Here is a 25854-nt window from a genome sequence, read left to right as displayed (position 1 = left end):
CGTGCGCCGGCCTTGCCGTCTGGTCATTGTCCCCAGGCGGCAAACGCATCCTTGAACGCGCGCTCGCCGTCTGCTCCCTTCTCGATCGCCAGCACCGCCCGGCTGCCTCCATTGTAGACGATCGGGATGTCGATCCAGTCCTTGCCCTTGAGCAGCAACACGTTTCGCTTCATGTCGACATCACCCGCCGACAGCGCGATCATGAAGAACTCTGGCGTCACCTTGGCGGTCATGGTGGTCAACGGGGTGCCCCGACCCGCTTCCTTGGGCTTCATGCTGACGCCCTTCAAAGTCTCCACCCCGGCATGCGACGGGGCGCCCGGCCAGCTGAACTTGATCTCCATGATGTGGCTCGCCGGCATCTCGGTTTCCTTGTTGGGACGCAGCGACAACGTCGCCGTCATCCTCTTGTCGATCTCGACATCGCCCTTGATCGACGCCGGCACCGCTCCGGCAGCCGGCTCGACGTGCCAGGTCACTTTCCCGAGATAGCGCTTGCCGTGCGGATCCTGTGGATCCTCCTGGTACAGCACAGCGTGTGACACCATCGTCTCGGTCGCGTTCCCCGTGGTGATCGCATCGCCGCCAGGCGTTATCCGATCCGCGATGATCTTGCGCGGCTCGCTGCCGGCCGGCAGCGCGACGGCCGGCGAGGCGGCGTTCCAGGACACCGGGAATCGGTTCAGGGCCGTCTGCCAGGACCTCGCGATCCGACTCGCTGCCGGCTGCCAGTACATCGACGCGCCAACGATCGCGACCGCCAAGGTGGCGGCAGCGGCCATGGCGTGCCGGCGGAGCAAGCGGCGCGGACGCTTCGCCCTGCGATCAGGCCACCGATGCCGACCATCCGCCAGATGGGCGGGCACGGCCAGCTGCGCGATGGTGGCATCGTCGGTCGGCGACTTTGCTGCCTCGGCGCGCGGATTGGCCGCGGGCGGCCCATCCTCCGCGATGTTGACCGGCGCTGCGGGCCCGACGGACGCAGGCGGGGCAAAGGCGGGTGCATCAGACGATGAGGCGGCACGCGTTTCGTCGGTCGCCACCTCACGCCCTCGGCGCCGCGTTGGATGAGCCTCGATGCCGTCGCCTGTCCGGTTGCTCGGCCAATCCGGCACCGGACTCTCGATCGAGATGGCCTGCTCGGCGCGCTGCTCCGACAGCCGAGCCATCGACAGACTCTCGGCCACCGTGGCGATCTCGTCTTCCAGCGAGACGCGGCGCGTCACGGATCGCGCGGATGCCGGGTGATCCTCCGCAGCGCCAGCGACCCGCGCGGAAGCCGGATGCGTGCCGGTCGCAGTCTGTGCCGATGGCGGCGGCGAGCCGAGGGTTGCAAGCGCGACCGGATCGACCCGGCGAGCGTGCTCGCGAAGTCTGATCATCCGGTCGGGAAACAGCATCTTGATGAAATCGCTCAGCGGTGCGCCCGACAGCACGAACTGGCGCATGGCAGCCGGACCGCTGCGCAGGACGCCGCGTGCGATCGTTTCGATGTGGTGCTCATCTTGCGCGATGCGCGAGCCGGTCTGCCGATCGTGCTGGATGACGACGATCTTGCGCGCCCGAAGCATCGCAGTGAGCTCGCGGAGATCGGATTGCAATGCATCGTCGATGACGACGAGATCAAATGCGCCGAGCCGGGCCGGCAAATGTTCGGCCACGCGCCATGCCGGCATAAGCTGGCATGGGATGCCTTCATAGCAGCTTTCGAGTGCCTCGCGCGCAACCTGACGCAACCGGCACGCGGTTGAGCCGGAACAGGTCGCAGCCATCTTTCGCAGCGTTGTCATGAACACAGTGAACGCCTGCCTCATCGCGCCGCCGGTGTTCTGTGTCAGGCCGAGATGCATCCGCGCCACGACCACCTGGCCGAACAGCGCGCGCAACTGCGTCTCCAGCGCCGCGCGCTGGTCGGACAGTTCCTGCAAACGCTGATGCTGACCGATGCCTTCGGTCTGCCGCATCAGCACTGCCCAGTTCCAGGCCATCATCCAATCTGCAACGAGCACCGGATCGCCGGTCTCTGGATGTGCCGGCTCGGTCCTGAGCCGACGGGCGAAGGCGCCTGCACCGGCCTCGGTCATCGCTCGGCAGACCTCGTCGAGCAACTCGATATCCTGGCGCCGGTCGTGCAGCGACTTCAACCGGGTGCGAAGGGTGGTCCAACGCGTCTCGATGTCGCGCGGCTCGACACCATCGCAGCCGATCTGCGACAGCACGTCGGCATGAGCCAGTGTTGTGAGCTTGCCGCTGCCGCGAAACAGCCCGTTCAGCCGGGTGAGCTCCAGCCGCTGCTTGGTGATGCGGAGAGCCATGCTCCTCACCGCAGCTGCCAGCGCAGAAAGTCGTCGGCCGTCAGCGAGCAATCCGGCGATCGCCTCGTCCGGCATCGACAGCTTCGGTGCGGCGGCGAGAACATTGCGCTTCGCCAGCGCCGCCAGCACGATCGCGGCCTCGACGCTTTTGACGACGCGCTCGTGACCGTGGAACGTGTGAGAGGAGTCCGGCTCGGCCGCAGGCGCACCGATTTCGGCCGCCAGCGATCGCCATCTGGCGTCGAGCGAATGCAGGTGACGACGCCAGGTCAGATAGTCGCGAACATGGCCCCAGTCGGCCGCGCCTTTCGGCGCGAAGCCCGCCACCCTGATCGCCTCCACGGTCTGCTTCAACGCGCGGCCGGACAAGGTGAATGTCGCGAACGGCCTTGCCCCGGCCGACAGTCGCTCGACAACCGTGAGCAGTTCCTGGCTGGCGAAGGCGTCCGCCGGCGTCTCCACCGGCCGAACCAGGAAGCCGGCGCGTTGCGATAGCAGGGACGATGCATCGCGGGCAAAATCGACGAGGATACCGCCGTCAACCGACGTTGCATCGGCCTTGCGGCCGACCGGAGACAGTGCTGCGAGCCAAGGCTCGTCAGCAATGACCCGGTGGGCCGCCGCGAGCGCGTCGAGGTCGTCGGCGAGCAAGTCCGCTCCGTCCGGCCCCAGCTCCGCAACGATCTGCACGGCCAGACGGCCGTCATGGCTTTCGCCATCGATCCGCGCCGGCTGCAGGTCTTGGTGCAGACGCCTCACCGTTGCGGCGTCCGGCAGGGTCGCGATCTCCGGAAGCGCGTCGTCGACATATGCGAGATCGGCACCCAGCCGAACACGCGCCTCACGGGCCTGCTCGACCGCCGCAACCAGAAGATCGCTCTCGCTCACGAACCGTGACGGTTCATCGGTAAACCAGGCATAGGCGTCGCGGTCGGCGATCAGCGTCGTCAACGCATCGAACGGCAGGTCGGGGACACCGGATAACTGCAGCATGCTGCGGCGGGCGACATCTGCGAACGCGTCATCGATACGCGATATCTCGACGCTGGTCGCGATGATGTCACGCTCCAGCCGATTGACCTGTTCAGCCTGCTCGCGCGGGTTCATCGTCTCGAGGATCGACAGCAGCCGGCTGACGACCGTCTCAGCATGCTTCAAGACGTCCTTGTCGGAGCCGGTCAGATCGATCGTCAGATCACGGACAGCGCGCGGCAGCTTCTCGGACAACAGCCCGAGTGCAGCCTCGTTGCGAGATATGACGAGAATGCGCAGGCCCAGCGCGAGATGATGGCAAACCAGATTGAGGAGAGCGGAGGTGCGCTCGGACCCGCGCGCGACTTGCACGACAAGTCCGTCCGATCGCCGGAGCTGTCGCACCATCTCCATCTGGTCGGCGTTCGTCGGCAGCGGAAAGAACAGGTCGCCGTGATCCGCCGCGATCTGCGCATCCGGCCCGTTGTCGATCGGGCCACCGATCACGCCGGACAGCCGCCGGCGTGCGCCCTCATGGGTTTCGTGGTCTGGCGCGCCAAGCAGGAGGTGAGACAGTGCGGCCAGGCAGCATGCGCCGCCTGGCGCGTATTCGATCGCTCGCTTCAGCCGCTCGATGTCGCGCAGCAGCAGCGCGTCCGAGCGAGGCCGCGCAAAGATCACCCAGCGATCGGAGACGACCAGTTGCTCGCCCTCCTCTGGAGGCAGTAACGTCGAGTCGGGCATGGTGGGACAGTAGATGCCATGTGGGTCGAGCTGCGAGCCGATGGCGCTGAGAACTGGTTCGAAGCTGGCTGGCTGGAATGGCGAAAGCTCGTCGCCGCGCTCTATCGTCTCGAGCAACTGTTCGGTCGTTCGACGCGACGATCCGGTCGCTGATGTCAACAGTTCGAATGTCTTGAGATTGACCGTCGAACCGGCCAAGCGGGGGCGGATTCTGATTTCGGCATCTGAGCCGTCGAGGACCTCGATCTCGACCAAGCGCTCGAGCAGCGGCAGATCCAACTCGCGGCCTTGTCGCCGCCAGCGCGAGACGCCAACGCCCCACACGATCTCGCAGCTGCCGTCGCTGCCTCGGGCCCCGGCCACAAGAGCCATCTCGCGCAATCGCTGGTGAACCGCCATGGTCCTTCGACGTGGCCGTTCGGCGCCGGCCCACGTGGCCCACGAGCCGGCGAGATAGCGGTCCAGACGCTCGACGATGTCGGGGCGTTGCTCCAGGTGCAATCGCACGCTCCAGAGCCCCGTGGCCACCTCGGGCTCGTTCGTCGGCGAGCAGTGCTCGGCGCGTGCGTGGCCCGCTGCGACCAGCCGGTCCTTTTCCGCCGCGCTCACAGTGATCGTCACGCGCTGTCGAACCAGCGGGCGACGGTCCGGATCGGCGGACACGTCGATCCACATCGCCAGGTCGTATTCGACGGCGGGAGGATCGATGGCGACCAGGCGTTCGATGGACAGCCACACGGGGCCATCGGCGTCGAAAGTGTCGTAGGTGATGCCGGGCAGCTTCTCCAGTTCATGCTGATGAAGCACGAAGCATCGTCCGTCCGCAAGCCGATGGTCAGCCAGGCGCTCGACCACGCGTGCGTCGCGCATGATCATCTCGGTGAGATATCCGAGAACATTCTGCAACGGTCCGGCGGCCGGCTCCAACCGAGGGACAGCGTTCATAGTGCCTCTCCAATGATAGCGGCGACCAAGTGAAGCAATCGGTTCACTCTCAACTCCCGTCCCGACGTTCGTCCCGCTTTGCGGCAAGCTCTGCCACGAGCAACAAGGCCAAGAAGGACGCGTCTGAATATTCACGATCCTGTTGTGGCTAAGCGACGTCTTTCATCTGCGGCATTCGCGGGAATACTAAAACAAACGTCAGATAGACCACACTAACTGGCGAATAGTTGCACTACGCAATGCGGCGTAATGATGGGAGCGGTGCCGGACTTTCTTATGGTCGAAGAAGTGCACCAACTGATTTGTTATCATTCCGAGAAACGTTGCCGCCAGTTTTCGTAATCCGTTTAGAATCTCTTTAAATAGGCGGGCGTCTTTCCGGTTTGACTGCCTTGATCAGAAGCGGCTGGTATTCGCGTGCCGCCGCTGTGAGTAAGCCATGCGGCGCCTCGCCGCAATCTCAGCCGTGCTCGCTTCCGGTTTGCCGTTGGATTCCATTGCTTCATCCGAACGGCGCCATCGCATGAACGTAATTTATTTCGGAGTGAGGCCGTCGTTGACGAAGTGTGGCGTCGCTTATTACTTCGCGATGAAACGCGTGAATGCAGCTCTACGCTGTGCTGCTCGACGCTCGGCACGCCGGATACGCATCCGGCAGCAATGATCAATGACTGAAAGTACTTAGCCAGATCCCGGCAGGTGTCGGCGCGATTGGTCTGCCCAGGCGTATCTCTGTCGCGCAATGAGCCCCGCCCAAGTGCTGACACGCGAGCATCCCCGACGAGCCCAAGTATCGACATCGCGGGCTTCTAGCGCGAATGGCTCGCAGTCGCGCACGAGTTCTGTGCCTACGGCGGCGCGGGCGAAGGGGATGCACGTCCGCGTATCATCATGGGGAGGTCTGACTGATGGTTTTGATTGACCGCAGCGGAAGACGCGCAAGTTTCTCCGCGTCTTCACACGACGGTGCTTTGAGTATTGGGAAGGGCGGTCGCTCGCTTCGTGGCTACGGCGGACTCCCGTCAACCTTACTCGCCGCCGTATCGATATTGGCGTTGAGCGCCGCGGCAGCCCAGGCGGCCGACGGCGCTGCGTCGCGGCCCGTAGACGGGGCGGCCGTCAAGGCGCTGATGGCGAAGATCGAGTCCATGGAGCAGCGCATCAACACCCTTCAGGTCGAGCTCAAGGACGCCAAGACGAAGAAGCCGACCGGCGTCGGGCAGTCTGCGTCGCTCGCATCTCGCCGTCCGGCCGATCCGGTGTCTCTGACCGGCACCAAGGACGCCCGTGCCGGCGCGGCCAAGGCATCCGACAACACGCAGGCTGCGTCGAAACAGCAGGTCGCCAATGCCATGGCGCTCGCCGACCCCAAAGACATCAAGGCCGGTGGGTCGAAGACGGCCGATGGCGAGCCGTCGTCATCCCCGGCATCGCGAATGGCGGCTGCATTCGCCGATTCGGATCCCAAGCCGCGATTCCAGCACGCAGCGGATCTGAAGGCGCCCGCGCCGCAGCCCGGCAGAGAGCTGTTCGGCGTCGCGCCGTCGCCGGTCCCCGGAATGAAGATCGGCATGTATGGCGAGATCAAGCTCGGCTCGGCGCAAAATCCCGCGGCCAACGGTCAGTGGCAGAACGGCTTCGACATGGCCCGCTTGGTCCTGCTGCCGACCTATCAGGTCAACGACTCCATCACCTTCAATGCCGAGCTGGAGTGGGAGCATGGCGGCGCCGCGTTCGACGCCGACGACAAGCTGCACGGCGCGATCGAGGTCGAGCAAGCCTACTTCGACGTGAAGTTCAACGACCACTTCACCTTGCGCTCGCCGGGCGTCGACCTGATCCCGATCTCCTTCATCAATCTCTATCATGAGCCGACGCTGTTCTACAGCGTGCAGCGGCCCGAACTCTCGAGGGGCCTGGTCCCGTCGACCTGGTATGCCCCATCCGCAGGCTTTTACGGCAAGATCGTCGACGGCTTGAACTATCAGTTCCAGGCCAGTCAGAGCGCGGAGGATTTCGGCGACGACTTCGATCACCGGGGCGACAACGGTCGCATCAATCCGGGAGGTTATGCTGGCGGCATCAGCAGCGGGGAGGCGCTCAAACTCGCACGCGCACCGATCGGCGACTTCAAGCAGCTGAGTAACCAGCTCGCCTATACGCTGCGGCTGAGCTACAGCCCGTCGTTCCTTCCGGGCTTCGCCGGAAGCTCGGCGATCTACTATTCGCCGGACGTCACGCCGCGCGGTGCCTATGCCACGCTGCCCGACGGCAGCGAGGCGCCGCTCGGCAAGAATGCGATGACGATCTTCAATACCGAGGCTCGCTACCGCGTTCCGAACACCGGGCTCGAGCTGCGGGGCGAGTATGTCCACGTGAATTTCTCGAATCCCGAGAACCTCCGTGCCAACAACGATCTCGACGACACCAACAATGTCGGCAAGAACATGTGGGGCTATTCGGGCGAGATCGCCTACCACTTCAGGGCGCCCAACGACTACGACATCGTGCCGTTCTATCGGTATACCCGGCAGAATTTCCAAACGTCGGGCATGCTCGGCTCCGATCTCACCAACGGGTTGAACAACCCCACGGGCAGCGGCGACATGACGTTCCACGACGTTGGCCTCGCCGTGTTTCCCAATCCGAGCCTGGTCTACAAGCTGAACTACACCAAGGTGATCGATCACAGCGCGGCGGGGGCCATGTCCGACCGGGTTCTCGCCGGTGTCGGCTGGCTCTGGTAGCGGACCGACGGGAGCAGGGGCTGCGGCCTGACGGCCGCAGCGTCTCCTCGCAACATCCTGGGCGGGAAGCAGCCGCTCTCCGCCCGGGAATGCTTCAAACGAGAGTGTAAGCGGCAGATCGGGTGGGCGGGCGCGTGGTTGAGATTGCTGAGTTGAGCCCAGGTTGGCTGCGATGTCGCACGCTCGCAACGCTGGTCACGATGTCGATCGCATTGGCGGGCTGCAACCCGGCGACGCTCGGGAGCGATAGCCGCGGCGATGACGTGCTCGACAGGGTCGGCCGGCTCGACCTGTCGCCGCGCTATCCCAGGCAGGTCATGCCGGAGCAGTCGCCGGCCGCGCGGCGTGCCCGCGCCGAAATCTATGGCGGCAACGACGACGCAAGAGGCGCGAGAGACGCGCGCGCAGAAGCGCCGGCTGCGGGCTCGCTTCCGATCCAGGAGGTGGCGGCCCATTCGCAGCCGGTCGGCAACGGGTTCGAGCTGAATTTCGAGAACACGCCGATTGCGACCGTCGCCAAGGTCGTGCTTGGTGACGTCCTTGGTGTCGGCTACACGATCGACCCGAGAATCCAGGGAACGGTCAGCCTGTCTTCGGTGCGCCCGGTCCCCAGATCCGACGTTGCCTATGTGCTCGAGAACGCGCTCCGGCTCGCCGGGACGGCGCTCGTCCGCGACAATTCCGGTTACCGGCTGATTCCGCTCGGCGACGCGGTGGGTGCGGGCAACGTCGATCGCGGCGGAGGTTCGGCAGAACCCGGCTACGGGATCTCCGTGCTGCCGCTGCAATATGTCTCCGCCCCGACACTGCTGAAGCTGCTCGACAGCTTTGCGCTCAAGCCCGGCACGGTGCGCGCCGATCCCGGTCGCAACGTGCTGCTGATCCAGGGGACGGGAGCCGAGCGCCGCACTGCGATCGATGCCGCGCTGAGTTTCGATGCCGACTGGATGCGCGGGCAGTCGGTCGGGATCTTTCCGATCGTCAACGGCAATCCCGAGCCGATCGTGGCCGAGCTCGAGAAGATCATGGACAGCGGCGACAGCGGGCTCGGCCAGAACATGGTCAAGTTCCAGACCGTCAGCCGGATGAATGCGGTCATGGTCATCAGCCGCAAGCCGGCCTTGCTGCGGACCGCGGAGACCTGGATCAAGCGACTCGATGCCGGCAACACGCTTCGTAACAGCGTCCATGTCTATCGCGTCAAGTATGGCGAGGCCCGGCAGATGGCGCGGGTGCTGAACGAGATGTTCACCGGCAACGCGGGCGGTGCGGCCGAGGCGTCGTCCACGGATCTCGCTCCCGGCTCGGCAGCATCGTCGAGCTCGAGCAGCGAGCGTCTGTCGGCCGCCGGCACGACGGCCCAGTCGGGCGGCTTCTCGGGCCAGCAGCAGGGCAACAACGGTCTGGTCGCCAACCGCGGTTTCGGCGGAGCACCACCGCCGACCCAGGCCGGCCTCGATACGGGATCGGACGCGCGCGCATCGGGCCCCGGCGGCAAGCCGCTGATGGAGGGCGTGCGGATCACGCCGGACGTCGTGAACAACACGCTTCTGATCTATGCCGACAGGGAAAACTACCGGTTGATCGAAGCCACCCTGCGCCAGTGCGATCGTCCCCAGCTGCAGGTCGCGATCGACGCCACCATCGCCGAAGTCACGCTCAACGATTCGCTGAACTACGGCGTGCAGGCCTATCTCACCAGCAAGAACCTCGGCCTGAGACCCGATCAGGGGTCGATGCTCAACACGACCTCGACGTCGGCGCCGGCATCGGTCGCTTCGGCCGCGGGGACGATCACCAACGCCTTCCTCAATCGCGCCTTCCCAGGGTTCAATTTCCTGATCGGGTCGGAGTCCCAGCCGAGCGCGATCCTGAGCGCGCTGCATACGGTCACCGATGTCAAGGTTCTCTCCAACCCATCGCTGGTGGTGATCGACAACCAGGCGGCTACATTGCAGGTCGGCGATCAGGTGCCGGTCTCGACCGGCAGCGCCACGGTGCTGACGACCAACAACACGGTCGTCAACACGATCGACTACCGCAACACCGGAATCATCCTGCGGGTCGCTCCGCGGGTCAACGAGAACGGCAATGTACGTCTGGAGATCGAGCAGGAAATCAGCAACGTCTCGCCGCAGACCGCCAACAGCCTCACGCCGACGGTCGCCCAGCGCAAGGTGAAGAGCTCGGTGGCAGTCGCCAGCGGCCAGACCGTGCTGCTGGCGGGTCTCATCAGTGAAACTCATCAGGGCACCCGCAATGGCGTGCCGGGAATCGACCAGATCCCGGTCCTTGGCGACCTCTTCAGCAACAACGATCGCAGCCGCGGACGGACCGAGCTGATCATCTTCATTCGACCCCAGATCATCCGTGACGGCACCGACGCCCACTACGTCGCCGAAGAGCTGCGCTCCAAGCTGCGCGGCACGATCGGGACGGTCTCGACGAGTGCTCTCCAGACGTCGCGGGCCAATCGATGATGCGGCATGCGACGGCCTTCGCTGTTCTGGCGCTCGCCTTCGGCATCGCGACGGCCGACGCCAGGCCGCGCGGAGACGGATGGGCCGCGCTGGCGCGCGGCGATTATGTCCGGGCGGCCGCAGCGTTGGCGCCGATGGCCAGGAGTGGACATCCGCGCGCCATGACCTCGCTCGGCTACATGTATGAAAACGGATACGGCGTCCCGCAGTCCTACGACGCCGCGGTCGAGCTCTATATCGGAGCCGCCGAGCGCGGCGACCCGACGGCGCAGCATCTCCTGGGCCTGAGCTACGACAAGGGGCACGGCGTCTACCAGGACCACGTGCTGGCCTACAAATGGCTCAGTCTCGCGGCGGGCGCAGCGCCCAATCGCCTGCGCGAGCCATACCAGCGAATTCGCGATGCCGTCGCGTTCAAGATGTCGCCCGATCAGGTCGCCGACGGCCAGCGGCTCGCGCTCGAATGGCGGTCGACGCTGCCGGGCAAAGTTCGCGCGACGGCATCGGCCTCGGGCTTGTAGTTGTTCTAATCAGCTGACCGCAGAAGGGTCATCTTTGGCGTCGAGAATGAACAGTTCAACGATCCGGACCTCCGCAATGAGGTGATCGACAACGATCCGTCACGGGACGTGCAATGAGTTCGCCTCCTCCTCTACGTTTGGCCGACGACCTCGGGGATAGCCGAGGGGTGGTCCGGCTCGCCGCTGGACGGGTCGACGCTGCTGCGCAGGACAGCGCGGGGATGGGATCATCGACGGCGCCCCATCTCGCGGGTCTTGACTCCGCCGACGAGATCGCGCGGCAGCTCGGCTTGCCGCGGATCGCACTGTCCGATCTGCTGGCGTCCAAGCCGCTGACGGACCAATTTTCCCGGCGCTTCCTGCGGGAGACGATGGTCTTCCCGTTCCAGTCTGCCGGGCGCGGACCATGCCTCGCAGTAGCGGATCCCCGCGACACCGCGGCGGCACGCGCCGCAGAGCTGGTGTTCGGCAGCGCGGTCGAGCTGGCCGTTGCCTCCGCCGAGGACATTGCCACCGCGCTGAACCGGCTCTCCGGCGAGGATGAGGCGCCGGCACGCAACGAAGCGGCTGAGCCGCAGCTGCGCGACGACGACATCGAAAGCCTGCGCGACCTCGCCACCGGAGCGCCGGTGGTACGCGCGGTCAACGATCTGTTCGAGCTGGCGGTGGAGTTGCGCGCCAGCGACATTCACGTCGAGGCAATGCGGAGCGGGCTGTCGGTCCGGATGCGCGTCGACGGCCTGCTGAAGCCGGTCGCCGAGCCGTCCGGCGTGCTGCCCCAGGCCGTCATCTCGCGCATCAAGATCGTCGCCGGGCTGAACATCGCGGAACGGCGCCTGCCACAGGACGGCGCCGCGCGGCTCCGCATCGGCCGCATCGAGCTCGACGTACGCGTTGCCGTGATGCCGACGCAGTATGGCGAGTCGGCGGTGATCCGGCTGCTGCCGAAGGACCGGGGTCTGCTCGCGATCGAGAAGCTCGGCTTTTCTCCCCACGACGATCGATCGCTCCGCCGCCTGCTGGCGCTGCCGCACGGCATGATCGTGATCTGCGGGCCGACCGGCAGCGGCAAGACCACGACGCTGGCGACTGCGCTGTCGATCCTCAACGAGCCGACGCGCAAGATCCTCACGATCGAGGACCCGGTCGAGTACGAGATTCCAGGCATCAACCAGTCGCAGGTCAAGCCCTCGATCGGGCTGACCTTCGCCTCCGCCCTGCGGTCCTTCGTGCGGCAGGATCCGGATGTCATCATGGTCGGCGAGGTGCGCGACGGCGAAACCGCCCATGTCGCCGTTCATGCGGCGCTGACAGGCCATCTCGTGCTGACCACGCTGCACACCGAAAACGCAGCGGCTGCCGTGCCGCGTCTGCTCGATCTCGGCGTCGAGGACTTTCTGTTGCGCTCGACGCTCCGCGCGGTGATCGCGCAGCGGCTGGTGCGCCGGTTGTGCGAGCGCTGCAGGTCGAAGCGGATGCTGAGCGCCGACGATTTCTGCGCGGACCCGCGCTACGCCGCGGTGGGCTTCGCCGTCGGCGAGACGGTCTTCGAGCCGGCGGGCTGTGAGCGCTGCGGCGGCACCGGCTATCGGGGCCGGCTCGGCATCTTCGAGGTTCTGGAGCTCAATCCGGAGATCCGGTCGCTGATCCAGGGCACGACCGATGCGACCGTGATCGACCGCAGCGCCATTCTGAACGGCATGACCACGATGCTCGACGATGGCGTCGCAAAGTGCCGGGCCGGCGCCACGTCGATCGCGGAAATCCTGCGCGTCACAACGTTAAGGTGAGCCGGTGAGCAAATTCCGCTATCGTGCACTGACCGAGAACGGCGATGTCGTGCATGGCACGATCTCGGCTGCGACGGCCAAGGAGGTGATCGACCGGATCGAGTATCTGCGGCTGCTGCCGATCGAGACGGTGGAGGAAAAGGCCGCAAGCGTCCTTGCCCGCGATGCGCTGGTGCTGTTCGGCGGTCCGACGCCCGGCGATGTCACGACGTTCACGCGTGATCTGGCGCTGTTGTTGAAGGCCGGAGCCCGGCTTGAGGATTCGCTCGAGCTTCTCGCTGGCGATGCCGATATCGGGCGGCTGCGTCCGATCGTCAGCCGGTTGCGATCCAGCGTTCTGGCCGGAGAGAGTTTCGCTGAAGCGCTGGCACATCATGCCGTGCAGTTTCCCGCGATGTATGTCGCGCTGGTGCGGGTCGGGGAGGTCTCGGGCACCCTCGATCACGTGCTCGACGTGCTCGGCACTGAGCGGGCGCGCGCGGAAGCCATGCGTCGCAAGCTCAGCGATGCGATGCAGTACCCGCTGTTCGTCCTGATCGCCGCGTTTCTGGTGATGCTGTTCTTCTTCATCGTCGTACTGCCGCAGTTCTCGGCGGTGCTGCGCGATTTCGGCGCCAGGTCCGACGCGACCATCAACACGTTTCTCGACATCTCCGATTTCGTCCGCGGCAATGGCGCTGCGATCGCGCTGTCGGCGAGTGCGCTGATCGCCGCCGCTCTGCTTCTCCTCGGCCGCGCAAGCGTGCGCGCTGCCGTGATCGCGCGGGTCTGCCGGCTCCCGGGCCTCGCGACGGTGTTCCGGTCGTATCGCACGAGCGTATTCTGCCGCAATCTCGCGATCCTGCTCGGCAGCGGGCTGACCTTGACGGCGACGCTGCGCATCCTGGTCGACATCATGGCGGCCACCGGCAGCGCTGCGGCGTGGAACGCCGCGGCCGACCGCGTTCGTCACGGCGGCAAACTGTCGGAAGCGCTGGCCGCGACCAACATTCTGCCGGCCATGGCCACGCGGATGATCCGGATCGGCGAGGAGACCGGACAGCTGCCGGTTCTCGCCGGCCGCATCGCCGAGTTCTACGAGGCGAAGCTGCAGCGCGGCCTAGATCGCATCGTCGGCATCGTCGGTCCCGCCGCGATCATTCTCATCAGCACCGTCGTCGGCGGCCTCATCGTCTCGGTGATGACCGCACTCCTGTCGGTGACGCAACTCGTTGGGTAGCACAAGATGGACCATCGCATGACACAGGCTGGGATCAGCGGCACCGCGCGGCGGATGAAGATTGCGCGCGATAACCCTCAGAGCGGCTTCACGCTGGTCGAGATGCTGGTCGTCATCGCCATCATCGGAATGATCATGGGTCTGATCGGACCGCGTGTCCTGACCTCCTTGAACGAATCCCGGGTCAAGACCGCCCGGATTCAAATTCAGAGTTTTTCGAGCGCGCTCGATCTCTTCTATCTCGACACCGGGCGCTATCCGACCTCGTCGGAAGGTCTGACCGCGCTGGTCCGGCCCGCCTCGACCATCGCGGGCTGGGCGGGCCCGTATCTCAAGGGTGGAAACGTCCCGAGCGATCCCTGGAGTCACGCCTACGTCTACCGGTCGCCCGGACAGCATGTGCCCTATGAAATCATGTCGTACGGATCGGACGGCCAGGAAGGCGGCGTCGATCTCGCCGCCGACATCTCGTCGTCGCTCACGATCGGAGCCAAATAGCGATGGATGGCCGTGACGGCTGCGAGGCCGGCTTCACTCTGATCGAGGTGGTCTGTGTGCTGGCGATCGTCGCGCTGCTCGCGTCCGTCGCGGTCCCCGCCGTCTCGCGGCAGACCTCGCGGCCGCAGCTCGAAGCCTATGCGCTCGAGGCTGCTGCTCTGTTGAAGGCCGATCGCAACGCTGCGATCAGGCGAGGCCTCGAGGTCGCGACGCGCATCGACGCGCAGGCGCGCTCGTTCAGTTCGGGTGCGAACGGGCAGGTCGTTCGCTTGCCGACGGACGTGCGGGTCGAGACGTTGCTGCCGCGTCGCTGCGACGACCGGCCTTCATTCCAGACCATCAGCTTCTTCGGATCGGGCATGTCGTGCGGCGGCGTCATCAAGCTCGCCCATCTCGATGCAGGCTACCAAATTCGCGTCAACTGGCTGACAGGAGGGATCGAGATTGTCCCGGGCACTGGTCTGCCGAGCCGATAAGGCGACGGCAGGATTTACCCTGATCGAGACGTTGGTCGCGCTTGCGATCATGGCGGTGTCGCTCGTCGCCATCGGCGCGCTGATGGGGTCCTCGGCGCGCGGCAGCAGGAAGCTCGAGCAGCACGTCGCTCTGGTGCAGGTAGCCTACAACGCAATGTGGCTGGCCTTTCCGTCCCGCCTGCCGCCGGCATCGCCGTCGCAGTCCGGAGAGTCGACGGCTCATCTCTGGCGCGCGCAGGCGGAGCCTTTCGCCATCGATGCCGGCGCGCAGGACAGCACGTCGGCCTGGATTCCTAAGAAGATCATGCTCCAGGTGCGATCACCATCGGGCGCGACCATGGAGCTGGAAACCGTCAGGCTGTTTCGGAGGCGGGCCAAGTGATGGCGACGCGGGACAACGATGCGCAAGCCGGTTTTTCCCTCGTGGAAGCACTCGTCGCGATGGTGTTGATGGGGCTGATCGTCTCCGGGCTGCTCGCGATCACGTCGCAATGGCTGCCGAACTGGAATCGTGGTTTGCATCGCATCCAGCGCAGCGAATCCGTGAGCGTGGCGCTCGACCGCATCGGCGCCGATATCGCGGCCTCCGAATTCATCAGGCCCGATGGGCAGACCAAGTCCGTTCTGTTCGACGGGTCGGAGACGTCGATCACGCTCGTCCGATCGGCGCTCGGACCGCATCGGGGCCGGGGACTGGACGTGGTCCGCATCGCCGAAGGCGGCGGCGACGGCGCGGCCCTCACCCGCAGCCGCGCCGCATTCGCGCCCGGCCATGCGTCCGCTCGGGATTTCGGTGATCCGGTGGTGCTGCTGACGGCGCAGTACCGGGTGTCGTTCGCCTATGCGGGAACAGACCGGATCTGGAGTCCCTCGTGGCAGAATGCAGAACGGTTGCCGGCGGCCGTGCGGGTGACGGTGCACGACGGAAGCCGCGCGAGTGCACCATCGCTGTCACGGATCGCCGTCATTCGTGTTTCAGCGCCGCCCGACAGCGTCTGCCGGCCTGCGGATCCTACCTGCGACAGACATGCGCTCTCGGCCGATGCCACGGTCGGGCGAGCCTCCACGGCATCGAAGTAATGCTGATGTGGCGACAGAAGCACCCGCGAGATTCGGATCTCGATGATCGGGAAGGTGGCTTCGTGCTCGTCGCGGTGCTGTGGCTCCTGATCTCGCTGGCAGCGCTGGCAGGAGCCCTGTCCGTCTATCTCGTCAGCACCTCTCAACGCCTGTCGCTCGATGATGCTCGCCTGCGATCAGCGGCGCTAGCTTCTGCAGGCCTGGAGCTTGCAGCCTACAGATTGTCTGCGTCGCCGAAGCCGCAGCGCCCTGCCGCAGGCGCTTTTTCATTCCGGCTCGATCATGCGCAGGTTTCGGTCACGTTCCGGTCGGAAGCCGCCCGAATCGATCTCAATCAGGCGTCCAGGCAGATGCTGGCCAATCTGTTCGAGGTTCTCGGCGCGCGCACTGACAAGGCCGGCGAGTATGCCGAGCGGATCGTCGGCTGGAGGACACTGCCGGCCGACAATCCGGACGCAGAGCGCGATCTCTACCGCACGGCCGGCGCGGACTACATGCCTCGCACCGCGCCATTCGCGAACGTCGAGGAGCTTCGGCTGGTGCTCAACGTGCCGCCGGCACTCGCCGACAAAGCAATGTCCTTCGTCACCGTCTTCAGCGGCCGGCGCGAGATCGACGCGCTGGAGGCTGCCCCTGAGGTGGTGGCAGCGCTTCCCGGGATGACCCAGGATCAGCTCAAGAGCTTCCTCGATCAGCGGGGTGGCCTGCACCGCGACGTCAGGTCGCTCAACGCGGCGCTGGGGCCGGCGCGCGCCGGAGCGACCTTGGAGGTCGCCGATGCCGTGCGCGTGTGGGTCACGATCGGCTTTGACGGCGGTCGCAGGGCGGCAACGGAAGCGGTCATCCTGCTGGGCGATGGTGAGGATCCCTATCAGGTCCTGGCGTGGCGTGATGATCTCGATGCTGCGGGGATACGCAGGCAAACAGGAAAGGCGCCGAGATGACAATGTCGACGCGCGTGCGCCGCGAACTGACGGCCTGGATCGGCTCCGTCGCCGAAGCCGTCGTTGCCACGATGGGCCGGCTCAGGATCAAGCCGCCAGTCCGACTGATCGAGACGGAACGAAACGTCTTCATCATGCGGATGATCGCCCGACCCGGGCGATCCGTCCCGCCCGATTGTCGTATCCTCCTGCCGGACGGCGACGCAAGTCTGCCTGCGGCTCCGGAGAGCTGGAAGGCGGCCCTTCACGGCAGCCGGATCGAAGTCGTGCTGAGGCCGGACCGCTTTCTCTGGCGGCCGCTGGATCTGCCAAAGCGCGCTGTCGAATTTCTCGATGCGATGGTCGGCTCGCAGCTCGATCGCCTGACGCCGTGGTCGGCACATGAGGCCGTGTTTGGCAGCACTGCGCCGGTCGAGATATCGAGTGAACGTATCCAGACAACGGTGATCGCCACGCCAAGGCCGAAGCTGGAGTCTCTCATTCGCCTCGCCGAGTCCTGGCGGGCTGGATCGATCGTCCTGCTTGCTGCGCCCGAAGCAGCACCGATGCCGGTAAACGATCCGCTCATCGAAGCCAGCGCAACGACGCTGACCGAGCAGCGGCTGGGCGGATCGCTCGACGTTGGCCGCGTCAGTCGCGTCCTGGCCGCTCTCCTGATCGTCGCCGCAATCTCCGCGGCGCTGTCTATCGCGGCGGCGAGCCTGATGGGCGAGAAGCTGGACGCGCAGCAGCGTCAGCTCACCCAGAGGATCTCGGAGCGGCGAGCGGCGCTGCGCCTCGATCTGCAAGGTGCCGACAATGCCGCGCTGCGCGGCCTGATGCGACGCAAGCAGGAGAGCCCCGCGGCGGTCTTGCTGATGGAGGCGCTGTCCCGGATCCTGCCCGACACCACCTATGTGACCGAGCTGCGGATCGAGAAGGACAGAATGCAGATCGTCGGAATGACCCAGGATGCGCCGGCGCTCGTCAAGTTGATCGAGCAGTCGGCGCATTTCACGCGCGCGACCTTCTTCGCGCCGACCACGCGTTCGGCTGACGATCCCGGCGAACGATTCCATATCGAAGCGGGCATCAAGCCGCATTTCGGACCTGGCACATGAGCGTCGCAAAACTCGTCACGGGCAATCCCGCATCGCCCTCGGTCGCCGCGGCCGCCTATGCGGGACTGCTGATCGTGCTGATCTCAGTCACGGCGCTGTCGATCAAGAGCATGATCGATCAGCGCAGCGAGGTGACCTCGCTCGCCGATACACTGCATTTGCTGGACGCCCACAGCATGGCGGCCGCGCGTCAGGAGGGCAACGGCGATGCCGGCATGACGGGATCGGCCTTTCTCGAAGGACCGACGGTGACGGTGGCAGGAGCAGCGCTGCTGCAGCGCCTTGGCGACGTGGTGACGCGTCATGGCGGCAGCGTGTCGTCGTCGCAACTCGATGTACAGGGCCCCCGCGCCAAGGACGGTCATATCAGCGGGAGCGCGAGCTTCGAGGCCGGTCAGTCCGACCTTCAGCCGATCCTCTACGATCTGGAGGCCGGCTTGCCCTGTCTGTTCGTCGACGAGCTGGTCGTCGAGGGGAATGCCCCCGCAGCGGCGTCCGGCGGAAAGCTACGCGTGCTGATGACGGTCTCCGGACAGTGGCAGGGCCCGCAATGAGTAGTCTCGCCAGGCTTTGCATGATCGGCTGCTGCTGCGTTGTGACGGTGGTGTCGGCGTTCGGCATCGCGCATTCGGCCGGTCTCGATATCTCGGTTGCGGTCTCCGCCGAACCGCCGAGTGGACTGGTGCAGAGCTCATCCATCGCACCGCGACCGCCATCGCGCACCGGCAACCCATTGTGGGGCATTCCGCTCGAGCAGCTGTCGGCGACGCGCGAGCGCCCGCTGTTCTCGCCGTCGCGCCGCCCTCCGCCGACGGAGCCCCCGCCGCCAGCCGCCGTGGCTGCTCCGGTGGTGCAGGAGCCGCCCGCACCGGAACGGCCGCAGCTCGCACTTGTGGGCACCGTCGTGAACGGGGATCGCGGCCTCGCGGTGTTGGTCGATCTGAGCAGCAAGACGCCGCTGCGCATCAGAACCGGCGCGGACTATCAGGGCTGGACGCTGCGTCATGTCGAGGCGAGATCGGTCACATTGCAGCGGGGCGAGGACGTCACCGTTCTCACGCTGCTGCCGGCGCCGGCGCCGGCCCAGCCGGCGAATACGGCCAACGACAGCTTTGCACAGATGCCATTGACCCCCACCGCGCCTCCGCTGGCTCAAGCTGGGCCGCCTTTTCTGTCGCCCGAGTCGAGGCTGCTCCGGATGCATCAACGCCAGCGTTCGGGGCGCCGTCAATTTTAAGGACGGCTCCGATCCGGAGCACGAGCGCGCCAATGGGCGCCAGAAGGTCGCACCGACAGGCTCCGATCGAAGCCGATGCGGCTGTCAGTCGGTGGCGCTCAGCGCTTGCACAAGCCGCTCGTCAGCACCCACCCCTTGTCGGTCAGAGCCGCGGAGACGATGTCGAAATACAGGCGCTTGTCCGGATCGTCCTCCGACACGAACGAGACCTGGCACAGGAAACGGCCGCCCTCGTTCCCCTTGTCGCAGGTCGCCTCGACGATCTTGAGGCCCTTGTCGTGGCGGACGCCGGATGACGGCGCCTCCTGCTCATAGGCCTTCTGGATGATCTCGGTGGTCGGTGCTCCACAGGCCATGCCGGTCACGTTGCAGGCCCATGCGAGAACAACAGCAAGCAGCATCGTTCAGTCTCCTCGGAGCGGGTCACTCACAAACATGTCCGACCTTGTTCGCGTCCGACACGATCTCATGAGCTTCATGGCGAGCTACGAGAGCTGGTTGTCGTTTTTGTGTCGCTGCTGTCCGCCACGCGCACAACGCAGGCGGCTGGACGTGTAGTTAGATCGATTCTTAAACGCGGGTCGGCAATTCTCACAAAGCGAAAGAAAACGTCACAAAGGAGCCACCCGACATAGCGACGAAGGCCGAGGGGACGATGCGGCAGCTCGGCTGATGAGTTCGGACTGCTCATGCGATGTCCGCGTCCTGGGGACGGCGATCGTTCCTACCGGTGTATCTCGAGCCAGATGGGGATCAGGCATGTTAGTCGGGCGTGTGCGCAAGCCAACTCTGCGATTACTGACATCGGCGGCCGCGATGTTGGCCGGTTTGACCGTTGCGGGTCCTGCGGCGCAGGCCCATGATCTGGCCGAGCCGACGGTGTTCAGGAGCTGGCACGGCGTGCTCGACCTGCTGATGATCGCACGCGCCAAGCCGATCTCGACGATCACCTATGAGCCCCCTGGTGGCTCGCCGATGAACCCGACCGGCTGGGTCTACGAGATCTGTCGGCGGCCCGCCTCCGGCGACAAATGCCCGGCCGGCGCCGCGGTAGCGGACTACGGCGGCGTGCGACTGGCCGTGCAGAAGGGCGATACGCTGAAGATCAGGCTGGTGAACCAGCTGCCGCAGCTCGACCCGGCCAAGGTGAATCACAACACCGATCCCGGCCAGGCCAATCTGTTTCGCAACCCGACCAACCTGCATACCCATGGGCTGATCGTCGAGCCGCGCGCGCCGACGCTGACCGACCAGACCTTCGGGGACTACGTCTTCGTCCAGATTTTCAACTCGGCCAACGGCATGCCGGTGCCGCAGACCACCCACCAGCACGGCTCCAACAAGATGGACTCCGCGGATTTCCGCATCGAGATTCCGCGCAACCACCCGTCGGGCCAGTTCTGGTTTCACCCGCACATCCATGGCATCTCGCTCAATCAGGTCTCGCAGGGTCTGGCGGGCATCATCTCGGTCGGCGAGGTCTCGGACTACGCGCATGGCGATGCCAGGCATTCGCCGTTTCCGGACGCGAGCGTGCGCCATCTGATTCTGAAGGACCTTCAGGTCGCACCCGGCGGCCCGGTGCAGTTCGACAGCGGTCCGGTCGATGTTCAGCCGGGCGAGGTCATCAACCAGCAGGATCCGGGCTTCTGCGCGCAGTTTCCGGCAGACAGCTCCGAAGTACGTGAGGGGTCGTGCCCGGGCGTCGATCTGTCGGCCGACGGCGGCTCGAATTTCTCCGGCGGCAAATGGTTCTTCACGGTCAACGGCCGGACGTTCCCGAAGATCAAGGTCACGGACCCCGATGGCGAGGTCTGGCGGCTCACCAATGCGTCCGGCAGCCTGTCCTACAATCTTCAGCTGACCGACGACGAGACGCAGAAGCCGATGGTCATGCAGCTGATCTCGGTCGACGGCGTGAGCGTGAACCTGCCGCAGGATACGACGATGGACACCATGGTTCGTCTCGGCGGCGCCCGTTTCAGGGTCGTCCCCTGTCCGCCCTCGCCGACGTCGGGCTTCCATTCGAAACCGGTCTGCGTCACCCAGATGGTCATGATGCCGAGCTCGCGGACCGAGGTGTTCGTCACCTATCGCGATCCCCAGACGGGCGCGATCGCCAGCCTCGGGCGGTCCGCTTCCGCGACATTCAAGATGGCCGGACTGACGATGGGCAGCGGCGATGAATGGCCGGCGGTCGATCTCGCCAAGGTGCACTTCCACCAGCGCGGATGGCGCAACCACATCGCCTACGCCATGGACATCAGGGGAGACGCCCTGGCGACCATGCAGCCCTCGGGCATCCTCGATGGCAAGGTGCCCTACGCGAACGCCGCGCCGCTGCGTGCCGGCTGCCGTCCGCTGCCGGCGGGACATCGCCGCCGGATCTTCTTCGGCATCGCCGACCTGACCGACGACGGCACCTTCGGTCTCGGCTATGAGGAGGTCGATCAGAACGGCAACCCGGTGCCGGGCACCCAGCTCCCGGTGAGCCAGTTCGATCCGTCGCAGAACATCGTCTGCCTGCCGCTCGCGCCGGGACAGCGCCCCGTCCACGAGACCTGGGAGCTGGTGCAGCTCTCGACGGAAAATCACAATTTCCACATCCACCAGACGCGCTTCCGGACCGTCAACAGCAAGGCCGGGGAGAACACGCCGCTGGCGATGTCGCTGAACAAGAGCATCGGTGGCGGCATGCTGCAGGACAACGTCCCGCTCGGCGTCGCGACCCCGAACGTCCCGGAGGTGATGGACGCCCAGAGCGGGGTTTGCAGCATCGAGCAGTGGCGAAACGGGCAGTGCACGTCGACGCCCGTCGTGGTCGATATCCCGTTCTCGCAGGTCGGGGAGTTCGTCTATCACTGCCATATTCTCGAACATGAGGACGGGGGCATGATGGCGAAGATCAAGGTGGTGCCCTCGCCCTATGGCGGCAATCCGTCGGAGGCCATGAACCAGATGCCCTGGTAGTCGCGGCGGCGGTCTTCTGCCATGTCGTTCGCGAGGTCGGCGCCGCATCTGCGGCGCCGACCTTCGTTTGTGCGCAGCGCTGCTGTGGCGCAGCCGCCTTGCCGCCGCGAAGCACGATCGCCTGCCCGCCGTGGCGCGCCGTCGGCGTGTCGTTCGAAGGAGGAACCGCGTTTCTTGGGTCGATCTAAACTGCGGTAGGCATCTCTGCATACCGTTGAAATGACGAGCTTGCTTGCCGCAGGCCGCAACAGCGGGGGGCGTTCGATGACGCAGTCTGCGGCAACATTGTTATTCCCCAGCCGCTCCGGCAAATCGCCAACATCGACGCGGCAATCCGCCGCAATCGAAACACTACTATCTCGCCTGTGACATTCGGAGCCATTTGCAAAACGTTTGGTTGCGAACGTCGGAAGGACGGCAGCGGATACTGGTCGCTCGCACCGGGCGACCGACGAGAACGTCATCGATTGCTCGGGCTCATCGTCGAGCTGGAGTGAATGGTCCGGAGTACGGCTGCCGCCGATTTGATGGCTTCGCAGGGAGGCGCTGACGGCGCGCGGTATCCTGAGTAACCAAACAACATGATCGGCAAGGGAGGACGTGACATGGCAACAGGCTCGAGGTGGACGACGAGATGAGCGATTGGTTGAAATGGACGGCGCCCGCTGCGGCCATCATGTCGATCGCCTCACCGGCTCACGCCATCCAGTACATGAGCGTCGAAGAAGCGCAGAAGGCCGCCTTTCCGGGCGCGAGCTTCGCCGAGGTGCAGGCGGGACGGGTCTGGAAGGCGAGCAATGGCGGATACTTCTATTACGACCACGTCGTCGGCAAGCACCTGCTGATCGACTACACCGTCGCCGTCGGCCCCGACGGGCGGGTGCGCCGCGTCGACATTCTGAACTATCGTGAATCCTATGGCGGCGAGGTCCATGATCCGAACTGGCTCGGTCAGTTCGTCGGCAAGAGCAGCAAGAACGAGCTTCGCATCAACTCCGATATCCGCAACATCTCGGGCGCCACCCTGTCTTCGACCCATTTGACCGAGGGCGTGAAGAAGGTGCTGTCGTATCATGCCAGCCACTTCCGCTAGCCTTCGACGAGCACGGGCCCTGCTCGGGACATTCGTCGAGATCGACGTCACGGATGCACACCGCTGCGATGCGGAGAATGCCGTTGAAGCCGCGTTTTCAGCGGTGACCGAAGTGCATCGGCTGATGAGTTTCCACGATCCCGACAGCGACGTGTCGCGGCTGAACCGCGCGGCATCGAGTGGCGTCGTGAAGGTGCATTCCTGGACCTACGCTGTGCTGAAGATGGCACTCGATGTGACCTATCACTCCGACGGCGCATTCGACGTCGCCGTCGCCGGCGCGGGACGGCCGTCGGTGGGCTCGACGGCGCAAGCGGACGTCCCGCAGTCGACTGCGATCGAGTTGCTCGCCGACGACCGCGTCCGTTTCCGCGATTCCGCCGTCAAGATCGATCTCGGCGGCATCGCCAAGGGGTTCGCCGTGGACCGCGCGATCGCGGCGTTGCAGAGGCGCGGCGTGCGCTCCGCAATGGTCAATGCAGGTGGGGATCTTGCCGCCTTCGGGCCGGATGCCCGCATCGTCCACATTCGGGACCCGCGTTTCCCGGACAGGCTTTTGTGCCAGGTCGAAGTAAGCAATGGGGCGCTCGCGTCGTCGGCGCGCCGCTTCGACCCGTTTCGATCGACGGAAACAATGGATACAGCGGTCGTCACGCCTTCGACCCGGCTGCCCACAGGGGCGGCCCACGGCGCCACCGTGAGCGCGCCGACCTGCATGATTGCCGACGCCCTCACCAAGGTCGTGATGGTGGCTGGCCAGCAGGCTGCGGCGCCACTGGCGCGCTTCCAGGCGAGCGCGATGTTGATTGCGGCGAACGGCGACATTCATACGACACCGGACTGGCAAGGAGTTCACCAGCATGCGGCTTAAAGGCTTGTTTCGGTTCGCCCTCTACGGAATTTTCGGACTCTTGTTCGCCAGCGGGGCGCTGTGGATCTATGCCGATCAGATGAAGACCCGCACGGAGCTGGACAGCGAGATGTGGCAGCAGGCCGCCGCATATCTGCTGAGCATGCATGGCGGAACTGCAATGGTGACGCTGATGCTGCTTGGGGCGCTCGGTCCCCTGCACGTCCAGCGCGCGTGGCGTGCCGGGAAGAATCGAGCGACCGGTATCGTCAGCCTCGCGATGTATGGTCTGCTCATCGCGACGGCGTTCGGGCTCTACTACGTCGGATCCGAAGCGCTTAGGCCCTGGATCAGCACGGTCCACATTGCGTTCGGGCTCGGCGTTCCGGCTGTCATCACCGCCCACATCATCGTCGGCCGCTCGAGCGTTGTCGCCACGGCTCAGTCCGTACGGCCACAACGTGCGGCCTCTCCGACTCTGGTTCCTGCCGACGCGCCTGCCAACGCCGATCTGGTCAACGTCATGAGCAAGGTAGGTTGACCGCATCCGGCGTTGGGCTAGCCGAAGCTATTTGCGACGCCGCAACTTCCGGGCAACTGCCGTCGGCATGATCTGGCATTCTTTACGCTCAGGTACACGAAAACCCGTCGAATATGGACGGTCAGCGTTTAAATTCGCGGGTGTCAACGCTTTTCGCGGCTGTTAGATGGAAACCGTGTCCCATGGAATTGGCGTGGCTGACGACCCGTCGGCCTGGCTCGTGACCGAGCCAATCTGCCAAAGGCCCTCCTTCTGCAAGCGACCTACCGATAGCGGAAAAGACCACCGTGCTAGTTGCCTGCTGCTGGCTTCGCAGATGACCTTCAAGTGACTTATGTCTAGTGACGTAGCCCGCGTTCACTCCTGGGATTGAATGATTCATCAGGATTTGTTGAGCTCGTCGAGCGCGCGACGCACGGTTTCGACCAGATCGAGCGCCACCGGCGAGGGGCTGCGCTGCGGCGGGAACACCGCGGCGAATTCGAAATCGATGCGCGGCGTGAACGGCCGCATCACCACGCCGCGGCCGTCGAACTCGCGCGCCGTGAACGGATCGCAGATCGAGACGCCCAGTCCCGACGACACCATCCCGCACATGATCTCCGACAGCGTCGTCTCGACCCGCAGCACGCGCCTGACGTCCTCGCGATGAAAGATCTGGTCGATCAGGTGCCGGCTGGTGGAGCCGGCCGAGAGCGAGATGAAGGTCTCGTCGGTGAAGTCGCGCGGCGTCAGACAGGCCTTGTCTGCGAGCCGGTGGCCTGCCGGGAGCACGGCGACCCGCGGCAACGCCGGCAGCTTGATGCTCGGCAGCCCGGCATGGGCGATCGGCACCTCGGCAAAGCCGACGTCGCATTGCGCGTTCAACACCCAGTCGATCACGATCGGCGAGATCACGCCGAAGAACGCCAGATTGAGGTTCGGCCGCTCCTGCAGGAAGCGGCCGGCCAGCCGCGGCAGATAGCCGTTCGACAGCGCGGGCAGGGCGGCGATGCGCAGCGTGCCGGTGCGCCGGCCGCGAATTTCTTCGGCGGCCGCGGTGATGCGATCGAGCCCGACGAAGGAGCGCTCGACCTCCATGTAGAGCGCGGTCGCCGCCGCCGTCGGCACCAGGCCGGTGCCGCGGCGCTCGAACAGCTCCATCTTCAGCAGCGCCTGGAAGTCGCGCAGCAGCCGGCTGACGGCCGGCTGCGTCACCGCCATCAGCTTCGCCGCCTCGGTGACGCTGCCGGTCAGCATCATCGCCCGGAAGGCTTCGACCTGCCGCGAGTTGATCCGCGCCATCACGTCGTCCCATAACATTTCAGCATGAAGATGGTGCCATTATTCATT

At 65.3% G+C, this 25854-nt stretch carries 20 protein-coding genes; 17 read left to right on the top strand and 3 right to left on the bottom strand.

Annotation, left to right across the window (positions count from 1 at the left end; all coding sequences use genetic code 11):
- Positions 1–23: 23 nt before the first annotated feature.
- On the bottom strand, positions 24–4976 hold the full coding sequence (locus tag QX108_RS12765) for a helicase (RefSeq protein WP_315785306.1): 4953 nt from the start codon (positions 4974–4976) through the stop codon (positions 24–26).
- Positions 4977–5884: 908 nt separating this feature from the next.
- On the opposite strand from QX108_RS12765, the gene QX108_RS12760 reads away from it, so the two are divergent.
- The 13 genes from QX108_RS12760 to QX108_RS12700 all read left to right on the top strand — a co-directional run bounded on the left by QX108_RS12760 (position 5885) and on the right by QX108_RS12700 (position 19068).
- Positions 5885–7723 (top strand): hypothetical protein, encoded by a 1839-nt coding sequence (locus QX108_RS12760; protein WP_409998511.1) that lies wholly within the window; start codon positions 5885–5887, stop codon positions 7721–7723.
- A 122-nt stretch (positions 7724–7845) separates the two neighbouring features.
- Positions 7846–10203, top strand: coding sequence for a type II secretion system secretin GspD (gspD, locus tag QX108_RS12755; RefSeq protein ID WP_315785303.1), 2358 nt, complete (start codon positions 7846–7848; stop codon positions 10201–10203).
- Positions 10200–10724, top strand: coding sequence for a tetratricopeptide repeat protein (locus QX108_RS12750; protein ID WP_315785300.1), 525 nt, complete (start codon positions 10200–10202; stop codon positions 10722–10724). Before gspD ends, QX108_RS12750 begins: the two co-directional genes overlap by 4 nt.
- 221 nt (positions 10725–10945) lie before the next feature.
- Positions 10946–12514, top strand: coding sequence for a GspE/PulE family protein (locus QX108_RS12745; RefSeq protein ID WP_315785297.1), 1569 nt, complete (start codon positions 10946–10948; stop codon positions 12512–12514).
- Positions 12515–12518: 4 nt separating this feature from the next.
- Positions 12519–13733 (top strand): type II secretion system F family protein, encoded by a 1215-nt coding sequence (locus QX108_RS12740; protein WP_315785294.1) that lies wholly within the window; start codon positions 12519–12521, stop codon positions 13731–13733.
- Between the two features lie 18 nt (positions 13734–13751).
- A complete protein-coding gene (gspG, locus tag QX108_RS12735; RefSeq protein WP_315785291.1) occupies positions 13752–14231 on the top strand; it encodes a type II secretion system major pseudopilin GspG in 480 nt (159 codons plus the stop codon).
- Between the two features lie 2 nt (positions 14232–14233).
- A complete protein-coding gene (locus tag QX108_RS12730; RefSeq protein WP_315718715.1) occupies positions 14234–14707 on the top strand; it encodes a prepilin-type N-terminal cleavage/methylation domain-containing protein in 474 nt (157 codons plus the stop codon).
- Positions 14676–15089 (top strand): type II secretion system protein, encoded by a 414-nt coding sequence (locus tag QX108_RS12725; protein ID WP_315718716.1) that lies wholly within the window; start codon positions 14676–14678, stop codon positions 15087–15089. The genes QX108_RS12730 and QX108_RS12725 overlap by 32 nt, the downstream gene beginning before the upstream one ends.
- Positions 15089–15787 (top strand): prepilin-type N-terminal cleavage/methylation domain-containing protein, encoded by a 699-nt coding sequence (locus tag QX108_RS12720; protein ID WP_315785287.1) that lies wholly within the window; start codon positions 15089–15091, stop codon positions 15785–15787. Before QX108_RS12725 ends, QX108_RS12720 begins: the two co-directional genes overlap by 1 nt.
- 5 nt (positions 15788–15792) lie before the next feature.
- On the top strand, positions 15793–16731 hold the full coding sequence (locus QX108_RS12715) for a type II secretion system protein GspK (protein WP_315785284.1): 939 nt from the start codon (positions 15793–15795) through the stop codon (positions 16729–16731).
- A complete protein-coding gene (locus QX108_RS12710; protein WP_315785282.1) occupies positions 16728–17831 on the top strand; it encodes a PilN domain-containing protein in 1104 nt (367 codons plus the stop codon). Before QX108_RS12715 ends, QX108_RS12710 begins: the two co-directional genes overlap by 4 nt.
- Complete coding sequence (gspM, locus tag QX108_RS12705; RefSeq protein ID WP_315785279.1) at positions 17828–18385, top strand: type II secretion system protein GspM; 558 nt, start codon at positions 17828–17830, stop codon at positions 18383–18385. The genes QX108_RS12710 and gspM overlap by 4 nt, the downstream gene beginning before the upstream one ends.
- A complete protein-coding gene (locus QX108_RS12700) occupies positions 18382–19068 on the top strand; it encodes a hypothetical protein (RefSeq protein ID WP_315785276.1) in 687 nt (228 codons plus the stop codon). The genes gspM and QX108_RS12700 overlap by 4 nt, the downstream gene beginning before the upstream one ends.
- A gap of 98 nt (positions 19069–19166) precedes the next feature.
- Here the strand turns inward: QX108_RS12700 and QX108_RS12695 are convergent, their stop codons facing one another.
- Positions 19167–19469: a hypothetical protein gene (locus QX108_RS12695; RefSeq protein ID WP_315718722.1), complete on the bottom strand. Its 303-nt coding sequence runs from the start codon at positions 19467–19469 to the stop codon at positions 19167–19169.
- A 574-nt stretch (positions 19470–20043) separates the two neighbouring features.
- Between QX108_RS12695 and QX108_RS12690 the strand changes: the two genes are divergently transcribed.
- The 4 genes from QX108_RS12690 (at position 20044) to QX108_RS12675 (ending at position 24522) form a co-directional block, all read left to right on the top strand.
- Positions 20044–22038, top strand: coding sequence for a multicopper oxidase domain-containing protein (locus QX108_RS12690; RefSeq protein ID WP_315785617.1), 1995 nt, complete (start codon positions 20044–20046; stop codon positions 22036–22038).
- Positions 22039–22672: 634 nt separating this feature from the next.
- Complete coding sequence (locus tag QX108_RS12685; RefSeq protein ID WP_315785273.1) at positions 22673–23131, top strand: FMN-binding protein; 459 nt, start codon at positions 22673–22675, stop codon at positions 23129–23131.
- A complete protein-coding gene (locus tag QX108_RS12680) occupies positions 23112–24002 on the top strand; it encodes an FAD:protein FMN transferase (protein ID WP_315785270.1) in 891 nt (296 codons plus the stop codon). The genes QX108_RS12685 and QX108_RS12680 overlap by 20 nt, the downstream gene beginning before the upstream one ends.
- On the top strand, positions 23992–24522 hold the full coding sequence (locus tag QX108_RS12675; RefSeq protein WP_315718725.1) for a hypothetical protein: 531 nt from the start codon (positions 23992–23994) through the stop codon (positions 24520–24522). Before QX108_RS12680 ends, QX108_RS12675 begins: the two co-directional genes overlap by 11 nt.
- A gap of 381 nt (positions 24523–24903) precedes the next feature.
- Here the strand turns inward: QX108_RS12675 and QX108_RS12665 are convergent, their stop codons facing one another.
- A complete protein-coding gene (locus tag QX108_RS12665) occupies positions 24904–25806 on the bottom strand; it encodes a LysR substrate-binding domain-containing protein (RefSeq protein WP_315785267.1) in 903 nt (300 codons plus the stop codon).
- Positions 25807–25854 lie beyond the last annotated feature (48 nt).

It is taken from the genome of Bradyrhizobium sp. SZCCHNR1002 (assembly GCF_032381435.1).
In the GTDB taxonomy this organism is placed as follows: domain Bacteria; phylum Pseudomonadota; class Alphaproteobacteria; order Rhizobiales; family Xanthobacteraceae; genus Bradyrhizobium; species Bradyrhizobium aeschynomenes.
The sequence above is the reverse complement of the archived record's forward strand: the minus strand, read 5'-3'. Positions and strand labels throughout refer to the sequence as shown.